This window comes from Mycobacterium sp. AT1 (assembly GCF_002043095.1).
Classification (GTDB): domain Bacteria; phylum Actinomycetota; class Actinomycetes; order Mycobacteriales; family Mycobacteriaceae; genus Mycobacterium.
The window spans coordinates 105,419-118,127 of the sequence record NZ_MVOC01000057.1; the positions used below are offsets into that span (position 1 = coordinate 105,419).

The window sequence follows — 12,709 nt, forward strand, 5'->3', positions numbered from 1 at the left end:
CGGTCACGTCTCCAGGCGTCGGCGCACGTCCGAGAGTCTTTGTCGCAGTTCGTCTTCGGCGATAACACCGCGGGCCAGCAGCGAATGGGCGAGGGCGACCAGTTGGTTCTCCGGATACGGCAGGTCGGAGTACACCGTCGCCGACAGCGAGTCCTCCTCGTCGCGGCGCTCCTTGAAACTCGGCACCGGCGTGTCACACGCCGCGTGATCCAGAGCGTCGCACAGGCCGTCGAGGCTGGTCTTCCACGGCGGCACGAGATTCTCGACGCCGTACTTGGCCGCCATCCGCGGCCACACCTGATCGGGGTCGACCATGGACCGCAGCACCTCGCCGTCGACGTCGGTCATCGTCACTCCCCGACCGGGTGCATCGCGGCGCGGGTGGCGGTGACGACGTTGGTGGTCACCCCGGGCTTTGGCAGGGCGACACCGATCAGACAGTCGCGGGTGATGATCTCGACCAGCTGATCCTCGGTCCAGCCGTCGGTGCCCGCCGGGCGCACGGGCATCACCATGAAGCGATGCTTCTGGTTGGAGTCCTGCACCCGCACCTCGACGTCGTCGCCGAGGTAGAGCCCGAACTCGGAAAGCACCTGCCGCGGCCAACGCACCAGTCGCCGACGGTAATTGGGCGTGCGGTACCACTCCGGTGAGTTGCCGAGGATCGGTCGCGGGTAGCACGAACACAGGGCGCACACGATCACGTGGTGCAGCGTCGGGGTGTCGGCCAGGATCTGAAAGGCGGTGAAGTCGCTTGGGGTGCCGAAGCCCGTCGGCTCGAGCCAGTCGACGCCGACCTCCTTGCTCGCCGTCATCGGCTCGGTCAGGGCGAGTCGTTCGAAGTCTGGGTCGAGCCAGGCGCGGGCGACCAACCGCGCCGCCGGCGTCGGCCCGATCTGCTCGGCGAACTCCGTGAAGAGCCGATGTTCGGCAGCGGTGAAGATGCCCTTCTCGATGCAGAGCTCGCGCAGTGCGATCTCCAGCACCTCGAAGTCGGTGATCTCGTCGACCATCGGCTTCACCGTGCGGTCGTGGTCGTGGTCGTGGTCGTGGTCGTGGTCGTGGGTCATGTCGGTCCGTTCAGTCGGCGGCGCGCAGCCAGCGTTCGGGGATTTCGGTGCGCAGCGTGTCGGTGGGCGGGCCGTTGAAGTCGTCCCAGAGCTCGGCCATCGTGAACTGGACGACGTAGAACCACTCCGGCTTGGCGTCGGGGATGTCCCACGTTTCGTCCTCGGCGGCGGGGCTCTCATAGGCCACGGCGGCGATTTCGCCGGTCGCGCCGCGCACGTATTCCGGTGTGCGGGTGTAGAACAGCACGGGTAGCTCCCGCACCAGAACGCGGTCGCCCACCGCGAACTTCGGGTTGCCCGCCTTGCCGGCGTACACCTGCGGGTCGCCCTTGCCCAGCGCGTGCACGATGTGGCTGTTGCGCTTGACCTCGGCTCCGTCGCCCTCGAACTTCGGCTGTGCCTGCAAGGCCTTGCCGGCCAGCCCGCCCGCGTACCGCTGCTGGACCTCGGCCATCCGTTCGCTGAGCTCGGTGAGGCCGATGTGGTGCTTCTCGACGAGTACTCGCGCCACCGACAGCAGCCACCGGCCGTAGTAGGGGAAGCCGAGATACACCGCGCGTTGCACGTCGACGTTGCCGATGCGACGCCGTTCCTCGGACAGCCAAATGCCGCGCCAGGCAAGCACTTCACACATGACGTAGGTCATGTGCTCCCAGTACTCGTAGTCCTTGTTCTCGTACTTCATCGGGGCGTCGGGCTCGCCGCCGACGTCGTGCACGGGCTTCATGTAGGCGACGAACCGGCCGTGGTCCAGCAGATCAGGGGTGGGTGCGTCGGGCAGTTCGGGATAGGACGACTTGAGGCGCGCGACGAGGTCGAGTTGGGTGGCCCGCTCAGCCGCAGTGCTCATGGCCGTTCCTCCGCCGTTAGACGTGCCGGTGCCGATTGCGACCAGCTCCCCACTGATCGGAGGCTAGCACCGACACATTTGCTGGTCGGTCATTTTGGCGGCATCGGTCATGGCTTTGCCTACCTTTGTCAGCGCGCGTCGGCTCGGCCTCGGAGACGCTCGCCACGGTCTCGGACCGCGTCACCAAGGGGCAGCATGGAGCCAGGACGATCACCTTCATCACCGGAGCGAACAAGGGACTTGGCTACGAGACCGCCCGTCGGCTCGACGTGCTGATCAATTACGCGTGCGTCGCCGGTCCGTACGCCGACGCCGCCGATCTGACGGCCGAGGACTTTCACGCCGTGTTCGACGTCAACGTGCTCGGAGTGGTCCGGACGACGATCGCCTTCCTGCCGTTGCTGCGACGCTCGTCGGACCCGGTGATCGTCAACGTCGGCAGCGGAATGGGATCACTCGAGCTCACCCATGACCTGAACGCGAACTCCGGGCCGCAGACCGTCACCGAGGGCACCGACGCCGTCGTCGCGCTCGCCACGGAGGGTCCCGGTCACGGCTCGGGGCGGTTCGTCGACCGCCACGGCGAGACCTCCTGGGGTTAGTCACGCGTTGGTCGTCCGCGCTCCGAGTACCGGTTGACGGCGGTGACCGCCGTCGAAGCCGGACGCCCAGGGCCACCGGCCCCGGCCGTCCGCCCACACCAGCTGGATGGCGCGGACGTCGTAGCCCTCGAGCGCGATGGCCAGCCCCATGTGGGCGTCGGGATGCTCGACGTCGACCACTTCGAGGCGGGTGTTCGCCGGCAGCACGAGCTGATCGCCCGGCACCGGTCGAAGGCCGCCGATCATCCGCTTGGCGAACGTGTTCAGCAGCCAGCCGGCTTGTTTCGTTGGCAGGCCGGTGACCAGGAGCTCCGGCAGGCCGCGCTCGTGCAGCCCGACGGTGTAGGAGAAGGGTCTGCGGTCGCTTTCGACGTGTTGCACTGCCCAGCCGTGCGCCACGATCGTCTGGCGAAGCAGCGCGAGGTAGTCGTCGAATGTCTTGTCGGGGTGGTCGCATTGCCAGCACATGGCGTGTCTGCCCTTCTGTCGGTTCTTGCCGCGAGCGTGTCTCGCGGCACCGACAATTTCCGGGCCGAGAACCGTTGAGAGCGTTGTCTATCCACAGTGGCGAGTTCGTCCACAGGCGGGAACCATGGTTGGTGCGACTTGAGGCCTAGTGGTCTAGGCGGTCGTCCGAGCGCGTCCGACCGATGAATACCAGCCGGTGAGGTTTTCCATGCACTCGCTCTTCACCGTTCTCCGGTGAGGTCGCGGCGTATCCCATCGCTTCGAGTTGAGCCACCGCAGCGGCTGGTGAATCCCGCACGGCCGCACGGGTCTGGATTCGCCGCCACTTTGCGCGACCCTCGCGGACAACGTGTTTCCACCCGTCGGCTCCAGGAAAACCACAGTCTCGTATGAGGAACTCGACAACGTCCTCGATGCACGGTCTGAAGCGGTCGCCGCCCATCGGAAGGTGCAGTGACTCGATGCTGCGCGGTGTGTCGTGGTTCGGTTGGGAGAGAATGTGTGACAAGGCGCCGCGATGAGCCGTTATTGAATATGCGAGCTGGGCTTGCTCCGGGCGTCCCGGTCGTACTCCCATCGGATGATGGGCGCGCGGTCAAGCTTTGCCTTCAACACGAACGATGAGTGCTCAACGGCGAGGTAGTGGCTAAACGAGTCCACACAGAGCTTGTATACGGCGCTGAGCTCGGCCAGCACGGTATTGTCTCCGGTCGCACGGAGCTGAACACTCCCGTCCACTACGGCGCGTAGCCGGTCGCTGTCCTGCGACGCCAGCCCGGCCTCGACCTGCCAATCGTCGTTGCGCAGGGCGGTAATTGCATTTTCGACGTCGGTCGCGAAGGTGACTACTTGCTCGTTGAAATCTCTATGAGAGATGGGCATGCAGTAGGGCGCCGGTGTTAAGCCCGGGTCTCACCCAAGAGGAATGCGATTGATTCGAGCTGTTCCCAGGCGTCGTGTTCGTCGCCCACCAGTGCGTAGTGCGCAGCCCGGTCGCGAAGTTCCTCCGACGAGATGCCCAGCCTGGCAATGATCTGCTCGCGCCGGGCCCGTAACTCGTCATCGGTCAGGGTTGCAATCTTGGGCATGCCATCGACCTCGCGATCTGCTGATGTCCCCAGTGTGGCACCTACGGGGTCGCCCATGTCAGACATCGACGTGTTCGTCATGCCACCAGGGCGCCGTATGGCACTGACAAGCGACCAGATTGGACTGCGCTCGACGCACACCTAATTGACGCCGGCTACCCCATCCGCCCCGCGTCGACCACCCGGATCACCGCCGCGCCCTCCTCGTCGGACGCCTCCAGGTCTACCTCGACGTCGAAGCCCCAATCCCGGTCGCCGGCAGGGTCGTCCAGGATCTGCCGGACGTCCCATCGGTCGGGTTGGCGGTCGACGATCAACAGTGCGGGACCGCGGGCGTCCGCGCCGGTGCCCACCGAGTCGTGCTCGTCGAAGTACTCGGCGCCGACTTCCGCCCAGCGTTCGGTGGTCCACCCGGCGTCCCCGTCGAGCTGGCCCAAGTCGTACCACCGGCGGTGCGAGAAGAGCTCGACCCGGCGGAACAGCGCGTTGCGGACCATCGCGGTGAAGGCCCGCTCGTTGCCGGTCAGCGGACGCGGACGGGCAGGCACCGCCACCGGGGCGTCCAACGGTTGATCGGGACTGGTGAGTTGTTCCCACTCGTCGAGCAGGCTCGAATCCACTTGGCGGACAAGCTCACCCAGCCACTCGACGACGTCGGTGACCTCTTCGGTGCGGGCCGAGGCGGGCACGCCCGAGCGCAGCGCCTTGAACGCGTCGGAGAGGTAGCGCAGGACGGCGCCCTCGGAGCGGGTCAACGCGTAGACGCTGACGAACTCCCGGAACGTGAAGGCCCGCTCCCACATCTCTCGCACGATCGACTTCGGTGACAGCTGGCCGTCGGCGGCCCACGGGTTGCTTTGCAAGTACACGTCGTAGACGTGTCCGAGCACGTCGGCCAGCGGCTTGGGATAGGTGATGTCGTCGAGCAGCGCGATGCGCTCGTCGTACTCGACGCCCTCGGCCTTCATCGCGGCGACGGCCTCGCCCCTGGCCTTCTTCAGCTGGGCCGACAGTATCTGGCGTGGATCCTCCAGCGTCGCCTCGATCACCGAAACGACGTCCAGCGCATAGGTTTCCGACGCCGGGTCGAGCACGTCGATCGCGGCGAGGGCGAACGTCGACAGCGGCTGGTTGAGGGCGAAGTCGGGCGGCAGGTCGACGGTCAACCGGTAGCGGCGGCCGTCGGCCTCGGGTTCGGGAAGCCGTTCCAGCACCCCGGCCTGCAGCAGCGACCGGGCGATGCCGACCGCCTCCCGGATGTGCTTGAGCTGCCGCTTGCGTGGCTCGTGGTTCTCGGTGAGCAGCCGTCGCATCGCGATGAAGGGATCCCCCGGACGGTCGACGACGTCGAGGATCATCGCCGTCGACACCCGCATGTTGCTCGTCAACGGCTCGGGGGTGGCCTCCATCAGTCGAGTCATGGTCTTCTCGCTCCACGGCACCATGCCCTCGGGAACCTTGCGGCGCACCAACTTTCGGCGCTTCTTCGGGTCGTCGGCGACCTTGGCGAACTGTTTGAGGTTCTCGACCTCGTGCTCGGGTGCCTCGACCACGACGGTGCCCGCGGTGTCGTATCCGGCCCGCCCGGCGCGCCCGGCGATCTGGTGGAACTCGCGTGCGTTGAGCATCCGGGTGCGGGTGCCGTCGTACTTCGACAGGGCCGAGAACACCACCGTGCGAATGGGCACGTTGATGCCGACGCCAAGCGTGTCGGTGCCGCAGATGACCTTGAGCAGCCCGGCTTGCGCCAGCTGTTCGACCAGGCGCCGGTACTTCGGCAGCATGCCGGCGTGGTGGACGCCGATGCCGTGTCGGACCAACCGCGAGAGCGTCGTGCCGAAGGCCGACGAAAAGCGAAACGCGCCAATGAGTTCGGCGATGGCCGCCTTCTCCTCCTTGGTGCTGACGTTGACGCTCATCAGGGCCTGCGCCCGCTCCAGTGCCGACGCCTGGGTGAAGTGCACGACGTAGACCGGGGCCTGCTTGGTGTCGAGCAGGTCCTGGATGGTCTCGTGCATCGGGGTGGTCGCGTAGTAGTAGTGCAGCGGCACTGGCCGCTCGGCGTTGGCCACCAGCGCCGTCGTCCGGCCCGTCCGACGGGTGAGGTCCTCCCGTAGGAACGTGACGTCGCCGAGGGTGGCTGACATCAGCAGGAACTGTGCGCGCGGCAGTTCCAGCAGCGGCACCTGCCAGGCCCAGCCGCGGTCCGGGTCGCCGTAGAAGTGGAACTCGTCCATTACCACCAACCCGATGTCGGCGGCGGCGCCCTCGCGCAGGGCGGTGTTGGCCAGCACCTCGGCGGTGCACGCGATGATCGGCGCTCCGGCGTTGACCGAGGCGTCGCCGGTGAGCATGCCGACGTTGGCCGCGCCGAACACGTCGCACAGGGCGAAGAACTTCTCGCTGACCAACGCCTTGATCGGGGCGGTGTAGAAGCTGCGTGTCCCCGCGGCGAGGGCCGCATACAGCGCGCCGGTCGCGACCAGCGACTTGCCCGACCCGGTCGGGGTGGCCAGGACGACGTTCGCGCCGCTGACCAACTCGATCAGCGCCTCCTCCTGCGCCGGGTAGAGCACGGTCCCGCTCGCCTCGGCCCAGGCGGCGAACGAGGCGAACAGTTCGTCGGGGTCGGTGCCGTTGGCGCGCAGCGTCGACAGGTCGCTCGGGTCGGGCAGGAGGGCGGCAGCGGTGGTCATCGTGGGTCCAGCCTGCCCGACCGGCCGTCGTTGGAGTAATTCCGGCGGGATTGGGCATCCCCGGTGGGGGCCACCCAACGGAGGGATCGACGATGTCCAGGCACAACGAATACACCGGTGACACCTGCGTCTGCGGACATCCCATGTACTACCGGATCGTCCAACTCGGTGGAAGACCCGAGTCTCGGCGCGGTCCGTCGTGTTGGTACGAGGACTGTGCCGAGCAGGGCCGGTGGCAAGAGCGGCAGGCGTAGGACGACCCGCCCTGGCACACTTCCGTGGTGCCTCCCGTCAACGGTCATGTCTCGCACTGGTTCGACAAGATCCCTTCCCCACGCACGTCGCTGCCGGGTGACCGCGACGCCGACGTCTGCATCGTCGGCGCCGGCTTCACCGGGCTGTGGACCGCCTACTACCTCAAGCGCGCGGACCCTTCGCTGCGCGTCACCATCCTCGAGGCGCGGTTCGCGGGTTTCGGCGCGTCGGGGCGCAACGGTGGCTGGTTGTCGGGGATGGCGCCAGGAGACCGGGACGCGTTGGCTCGCGAGCGCGGACGCGACGCCGTGGTGGCCTGGCAGCGGGCGCTCCTCGAGGCGATCGACGAGGTCATCGAGGTCGCCAAACGCGAGGGCGTCGAGGCAGGCATCGTCAAGGGCGGCACCCTGCAGATCGCCCGCAACGCCGCCCAGGCCCAGCGGCTCGCCGAACGGCGCGCCGAGGAAAGCAGCTGGGGGTTCACCGACTTCACCGAGTTGACGACGGCCGAAGCGGCGCAACGGGTTCGGTTCTCGCGCGTGGTCGCGGCCCATCACACGCCACACTGCGCCCGCATTCAGCCGGCGGCTTTGGCCCGTGGACTGGCCGACGTCGTGGAGCGCCTCGGCGTCGACGTCTACGAGATGTCTCCCGTTACCGAGATCGCCGCGGGTCGCGCCACGACCCCGACGGGTACCGTCCGGGCGCCCGTCATCCTGCGCGCCACCGAGGGCTTCACCGCGGGGTTGCCCGGACTGAAGCGGCGCTGGCTGCCGATGAACAGTTCGTTGATCGCCACCGAGCCGATCGGTGAGGAGGTGTGGGATTCCATCGGGTGGGACGGCCGCGAGACCGTCGGCGACATGGCGCACGGTTTCTTCTACGCCCAGCGCACGGTCGACGACCGCATCGCCATCGGCGGCCGCAGCGTGCCCTACCGCTACGGGTCGCGGACCGACGTCGACGGCCGGGTGCCGCAGCGCACGATCCGCGAGCTGACGGCGATGCTGCACGACGTGCTGCCGCAGGTGCGCGACGTGCCGATCGCGCACGGCTGGTGCGGGGTACTCGCGGTCCCGAGGGATTGGTCGGCGGGCGTCGACTTCGACCGGGCGACGGGACTCGGCTGGGCGGGTGGTTACGTCGGGCATGGTGTGACGGCGACCAATCTGGCCGGACGGACGCTGGCGGAGCTGGTGCTCGGTGAGAAGACGCCGCGGACGGAGATGGCGTGGGTGGGGCACCGGTCCAAGAACTGGGAGCCCGAACCGCTGCGTTGGCTCGGCGTTCGCAGCGTCTACCTGGCGTACAAGGCCGCCGACCGGCACGAGTTCGGCGGTCGCGCCACGACGTCGCCGATCGCCAGGGTCGCCGATCGGATCACCGCCAAGCCCTAAGCCTCTTCGGCTCGGGCCTTCAACCGCTGCAGCGTCAGCTCGATGTTCTTCGCGTTGACCGACGTGCGGTCGGAGACGCCCGTGGCGATCCGCGCGGGCTTGAGGAACCAGCCCGGTCGCCGGTCCCAGGTCTGCTCGGTGACCCGGCAGCCGCCGTCGACCGGTTCGATGTCGTAGCGCCAGTGCGCCACGGGGACGACGAAACTCTTGACGTCGAACGCGAACACCCGGCCGGGCTCGGCGTGGGTGACCGTGCACGTGGTGGTCCACGACTTGCCGCCGTTGGCGTTGCGACCCTTGAACACCGCACCGGGCGCCGCGCCGTCACCCCGGTGCCACTGCATGGCGTTGGCTTCCTCGGCGAGCATTGCCATCGTGGGGAGGTCGGTGACGAGGGCGTACACGTCGGCGCAGCTGGCCGAGATGGTCACAGACGCCTGCGCCGAGGGTTCAGTCATGGCGCGATGGTAGCGACCGGCGCCGGAAACAAGGCACGGTCCGAGAACGTTGGGTAGGGAATGAGCGAACGAACCGTCCTCCAGCCCACCGAAGCGCATCCCATCACCGTCACGCCGACCGGCGAGCACGTCGTCGTCCGCGTGAACGGCGAGGTGGTCGCCGAGACCGACGCCGCGTTGACCCTTCAGGAGTCGACTTACCCCGCCGTGCAGTACGTGCCACTGGCCGACGTGGTGCCGTCGGCGTTGACGCGCAGCGACACCACCACCTACTGCCCGTACAAGGGTGAGGCGAACTACTACCACCTCAGCGCCGCCGGACAGACCGTCGACGACGCGATCTGGACCTACGAGCAGCCGTACGACGCGGTGGACGCCATCGCAGGTCACGTGGCGTTCTACAGCACCAAGGCCGACGTCTCGGTCGGTTAGCCTTTGGCGGTGTCGAGTTGCGCCAGCGTCACCTTCGAAGGGCCCGCCAGCCCGTCGACGACGCTGTCCCCGCAGCGCCGCGGTCCCGGCGACCCGTGCTACCAGGTGGTCGACGGTGCGATCTGGAAGACCAGCCTGCTGCCCAGCGGGCCGGTGACCGCGCGCATCGTCACGTCGGCGCGCACCACGGTCGAATGCGAGGCGTGGGGTGACGGTGCCGCCGAGTTCCTCGAGCGGCTGCCTGCGCTGCTGGGCGTGCACGACGACGCGACCGGCTTCGCGCCCGAGGAGCCGACGATCGCCGCCGCGCACCGTCGCGTCCCGCACCTCCGACTGGGCCGCACCGGTCGGGTACTGGAGGCCCTCGTCCCCGCCGTGCTCGAACAGCGCGTCGCCGGCAAGGACGCGTTTCGGGCCTGGCGGTTGCTGGTGACGAAGTACGGCGCGCCAGCGCCCGGTCCTGCCCCGGAACGCATGCGCGTTCCACCGCCTGCCGAGGTGTGGCGGCGCATCCCGTCGTGGGAATTCCACCTCGCCAACGTCGACCCGGGGCGCGCGCGGACGCTGGTCGGCTGCGCACAGCGGGCGGACGCGTTGGAGCAGTTGTCGGCCCGTCCGTCGGAGGACGCCAGGACCGCCCTGATGACGCTGCCCGGCGTGGGGATCTGGACCGCCGCCGAGGTCGCCCAACGGGCCTGGGGCGACGCCGACGCGCTGTCCGTCGGCGACTACCACCTGTCCAATGTCGTCGGGTCGACGCTGCTGGGCCATCGGATCGACGACGACGAGATGCTCGAACTGCTGGAACCCCTTCGGCCGCACCGGTTTCGGGCGGTTCGCCTGCTGGAGGTCAGCGGGCTGGCGCGCAACCCCCGCTTCGGCGCGCGAATGGCGATCCCCAACCTGCGCGCGCTCTAGTCACCCAGTCGGGCGGCGACCCATTCGACCAGTGGCCGGGCTGCCCGCCAGTCGGCACGCACCGCGTCGACGAACTCCGGCGTGTGGATGATCGGCTCGAAGCCGTATTCCTTGGTGACGGTCAGCGAGCGATGCCGCAGGAGATCGATGCGCGGGTGGTCGGCGTTGAACCCGCGAGGTGACGTCTTCAGGCGGTCGCCGCCGACCGTGAAGCCGGCCCGGGTCAGCTTCGCCAGGATCTTGCCGAGCTGGTCGCCGGTGAGGTCGTTGACGATGGACGCGCGAATCCTGGCCAGATCCGTCGAGCTCGCGTCGTAGAACCCCGCCCCGGTGCGGACCCCGCGGGCGGCGATCTCCACGTACCAGCCGCACGCCGGGCCAGCCCCGACGTACGCACCCTGGTGGGTCTTGTACGGCGTCTTGTCCTTGGCGAACCTGACGTCGCGGAACGGGCGGAAGACCTTCGCGGTGCCGAACTCCGGTTCCAGCGCCGCGACCAGTGCGGCGGTCGGAGCCTTCACGGACGTCAGGTACACGTCCTTGTGCGCCTCCCAGAACGACTTGGTGTTGTCGATCTCCAGATCGTCGTAGAAGTCGAGGGCGGCTTCTGGAAAACCAGTGAACCCGCGCGCCGACTCAGTCATGTGGCGAGCGTAGCGATGTGATCGCGTACCGCCGCGGGGGTGTAACCCTCGGCGGAGGCGGGTAGGTGTCTTGGTAAGCACGAGAAAGGGAGATACAACGCATGGCAGGATTCACGATTCCAGGAATGTCGGACAAGGACGCCCGAGAGGTCGCCAACCTGCTGCAGAAGCAGCTCAGCACCTACAACGACCTCCACCTGACCCTGAAGCACGTGCACTGGAACGTCGTGGGACCCAACTTCATCGGCGTCCACGAAATGATCGACCCGCAGGTCGAATTGGTCCGCGGATACGCCGACGAGGCCGCCGAGCGCATCGCCGCACTGGGTGTCTCACCGCAGGGCACTCCCGGGGCGATCATCAAGGACCGCACCTGGGACGACTACTCAGTTGGCCGTGACCTGGTGCTGGCGCACTTGGCGGCGCTCGACTTGGTGTACACCGGAGTCAACGAGGACACCCGCAAGGCCATCCACACCCTTGAGGACCTCGATCCGGTGTCGCAGGACATGCTGATCGGCCACGCCGCAGAACTCGAGAAGTTCCAGTGGTTCGTTCGTGCGCATCTGGAGAACGCCGGTGGCGAACTGTCGAATGAAGGCGCGACCTCGGAAAAGGGTGCCGCCGCCAAGGCAAAGAAGAAGTGATCTTCGGTTAAGCAAATAGCCGCGAGCGGGCCCGCATCCCCTTTGGGATGCGGGCCCGAGTCACGTGTGCGCTCAGTTCACCTCCTCCAGTGCGTCGTCGCGGACCGGTCGATCAGCGAGTTCTTCGTTGCGGCCGAACAGCAGCGGGTATGCGGCCCCTGCGATCGCCGCACCGACCAGGGGCGCCAGCCAGAAAAGCCATAGTTGCGCCGGGGCGCCGTCGCCGTTGAAGAACGCCACCGCCGTAGACCGTGCCGGGTTGACCGACGTGTTCGAAATCGGGATCGAGATGAGGTGGATCAGGGTGAGCGTCAGGCCAATTGCCAAGCCCGCGAAACCCTTTGGTGCACGATCGTCGGTCGAGCCGAGGATGACCAGCAGGAAGACCGCCGTCAACACGACCTCGGCGACCAACACGGCCACCATCGAGTAGCCGCCGGGGGAGTGGTCGCCAAATCCGTTGGCCGCCATGTTTCCCTCGGCCGTCCAGCCGGCCTTGCCCGAGGCGATGACGTAGATGACGCCACCGGCCGCGGCGCCGCCGACAACCTGGGTGATCCAGTAGGCGGGCAACGCCTTCCATTCGACGCGCTTGGCGATGGCGGCCCCCAGCGTCACGGCGGGGTTGAAGTGACCTCCGGAGATGGTGCCGAACGCGTAGACGCCGGTCAGGACGGTCAATCCGAATGCCAGTGAGACGCCGAGGAATCCGATGCCCAGGGCCGTGCCGTCGGAGGGAAACTTCGCGGCGAATACGGCACTGCCGCAACCGCCGAGGACGAGCCAGAACGTTCCGATGAACTCGGCTGCGAGTCGATGCCACATCGTGGGTGCGGTCATGGGAGTGCCTCCTCGGCAGGGCGTCGTTGCGCTACCAGTCATTCGAGGGTCGCACGCGGCCAAACGCTTTCGGTATAGCCGATGCCGAATCTTGTCCCGATGGTGACCGGACTACGCGTGCCCGCACGGGTGGCCGAGGCCAGGTGCGCGGTATTCGTTGCGACGGCGTCGGCGTTCGCCACGGTCGGCGGGGCGCCGCTGCGCCCGTGGAGCGCCGCCGACGGGTCTTGTAGGGCTCGAAATTGGTTGCCAGCAAATTTTCATGGAAGTGTCTACGCACGCCAACGGCGTTATGACCTTAGATGGCAAATCAAGATGGCGGTACGCGAAATGACCGCTGCAGG

General features: G+C 67.5%; 16 protein-coding genes. 6 read left to right on the top strand and 10 right to left on the bottom strand.

The genetic code is table 11. From position 1 onward, the window contains the following. Positions 1–3: 3 nt before the first annotated feature. Genes B1790_RS25295 through B1790_RS25305 form a run of 3 tightly spaced genes read right to left on the bottom strand, consistent with a single transcriptional unit; the run spans position 4 to position 1,920 of the window. Positions 4–348, bottom strand: coding sequence for a thiocyanate hydrolase (locus tag B1790_RS25295; protein ID WP_079926130.1), 345 nt, complete (start codon positions 346–348; stop codon positions 4–6). Between the two features lie 2 nt (positions 349–350). Beyond that, entirely contained in the window at positions 351–1,070 is a 720-nt protein-coding gene (gene scnC, locus B1790_RS25300; RefSeq protein WP_079926036.1) for a thiocyanate hydrolase subunit gamma, read from the bottom strand. 10 nt (positions 1,071–1,080) lie between these two features. Continuing rightward, a complete protein-coding gene (locus B1790_RS25305) occupies positions 1,081–1,920 on the bottom strand; it encodes an SH3-like domain-containing protein (RefSeq protein WP_079926037.1) in 840 nt (279 codons plus the stop codon). 125 nt (positions 1,921–2,045) lie between these two features. Here B1790_RS25305 and B1790_RS25310 point away from each other — a divergent pair, with 125 nt between their 5' ends. Then, complete coding sequence (locus tag B1790_RS25310) at positions 2,046–2,522, top strand: SDR family NAD(P)-dependent oxidoreductase (protein ID WP_079926039.1); 477 nt, start codon at positions 2,046–2,048, stop codon at positions 2,520–2,522. Here B1790_RS25310 and B1790_RS25315 read toward each other — a convergent pair whose 3' ends face one another. The 4 genes from B1790_RS25315 to B1790_RS25330 all read right to left on the bottom strand — a co-directional run bounded on the left by B1790_RS25315 (position 2,523) and on the right by B1790_RS25330 (position 6,774). Beyond that, a complete protein-coding gene (locus tag B1790_RS25315) occupies positions 2,523–2,990 on the bottom strand; it encodes a DUF4262 domain-containing protein (protein ID WP_079926041.1) in 468 nt (155 codons plus the stop codon). It lies immediately after the preceding gene. 525 nt (positions 2,991–3,515) lie between these two features. Beyond that, the gene (locus B1790_RS35095) at positions 3,516–3,872 is read right to left on the bottom strand and encodes a hypothetical protein (protein WP_198952118.1); all 357 of its coding nucleotides are present in this window, start codon (positions 3,870–3,872) and stop codon (positions 3,516–3,518) included. 17 nt (positions 3,873–3,889) lie between these two features. Further along, complete coding sequence (locus B1790_RS25325; RefSeq protein WP_079926042.1) at positions 3,890–4,078, bottom strand: hypothetical protein; 189 nt, start codon at positions 4,076–4,078, stop codon at positions 3,890–3,892. A gap of 155 nt (positions 4,079–4,233) precedes the next feature. Beyond that, positions 4,234–6,774 carry an RNA helicase gene (locus tag B1790_RS25330; RefSeq protein ID WP_079926043.1) on the bottom strand — a complete coding sequence of 847 codons (2,541 nt, stop codon included), beginning with the start codon at positions 6,772–6,774 and terminating at the stop codon, positions 4,234–4,236. Positions 6,775–6,866: 92 nt separating this feature from the next. Between B1790_RS25330 and B1790_RS34795 the strand changes: the two genes are divergently transcribed. Both B1790_RS34795 and B1790_RS25335 read left to right on the top strand, forming a co-directional pair. After that, complete coding sequence (locus B1790_RS34795; RefSeq protein ID WP_158083879.1) at positions 6,867–7,028, top strand: hypothetical protein; 162 nt, start codon at positions 6,867–6,869, stop codon at positions 7,026–7,028. Positions 7,029–7,055: 27 nt separating this feature from the next. Beyond that, positions 7,056–8,426: an FAD-binding oxidoreductase gene (locus B1790_RS25335; RefSeq protein WP_142271497.1), complete on the top strand. Its 1,371-nt coding sequence runs from the start codon at positions 7,056–7,058 to the stop codon at positions 8,424–8,426. On the opposite strand, the gene B1790_RS25340 is transcribed toward B1790_RS25335, so the two are convergent. Continuing rightward, positions 8,423–8,884 carry an SRPBCC family protein gene (locus tag B1790_RS25340; protein ID WP_079926045.1) on the bottom strand — a complete coding sequence of 154 codons (462 nt, stop codon included), beginning with the start codon at positions 8,882–8,884 and terminating at the stop codon, positions 8,423–8,425. The genes B1790_RS25335 and B1790_RS25340 overlap by 4 nt on opposite strands. Before the next feature lie 60 nt (positions 8,885–8,944). On the opposite strand from B1790_RS25340, the gene B1790_RS25345 reads away from it, so the two are divergent. Then, the gene (locus tag B1790_RS25345; protein WP_079926046.1) at positions 8,945–9,316 is read left to right on the top strand and encodes a DUF427 domain-containing protein; all 372 of its coding nucleotides are present in this window, start codon (positions 8,945–8,947) and stop codon (positions 9,314–9,316) included. Positions 9,317–9,325: 9 nt separating this feature from the next. Beyond that, positions 9,326–10,234 carry a DNA-3-methyladenine glycosylase gene (locus B1790_RS25350; protein WP_079926047.1) on the top strand — a complete coding sequence of 303 codons (909 nt, stop codon included), beginning with the start codon at positions 9,326–9,328 and terminating at the stop codon, positions 10,232–10,234. On the opposite strand, the gene B1790_RS25355 is transcribed toward B1790_RS25350, so the two are convergent. Then, a complete protein-coding gene (locus B1790_RS25355) occupies positions 10,231–10,878 on the bottom strand; it encodes a DUF2461 domain-containing protein (protein ID WP_079926048.1) in 648 nt (215 codons plus the stop codon). The two genes, B1790_RS25350 and B1790_RS25355, sit on opposite strands and share 4 nt — an antisense overlap. Before the next feature lie 101 nt (positions 10,879–10,979). Between B1790_RS25355 and B1790_RS25360 the strand changes: the two genes are divergently transcribed. Further along, positions 10,980–11,525, top strand: coding sequence for a Dps family protein (locus B1790_RS25360; protein WP_079926049.1), 546 nt, complete (start codon positions 10,980–10,982; stop codon positions 11,523–11,525). A gap of 72 nt (positions 11,526–11,597) precedes the next feature. Here the strand turns inward: B1790_RS25360 and aqpZ are convergent, their stop codons facing one another. Continuing rightward, positions 11,598–12,365: an aquaporin Z gene (gene aqpZ, locus B1790_RS25365; protein ID WP_079926050.1), complete on the bottom strand. Its 768-nt coding sequence runs from the start codon at positions 12,363–12,365 to the stop codon at positions 11,598–11,600. Positions 12,366–12,709: the final 344 nt, after the last annotated feature.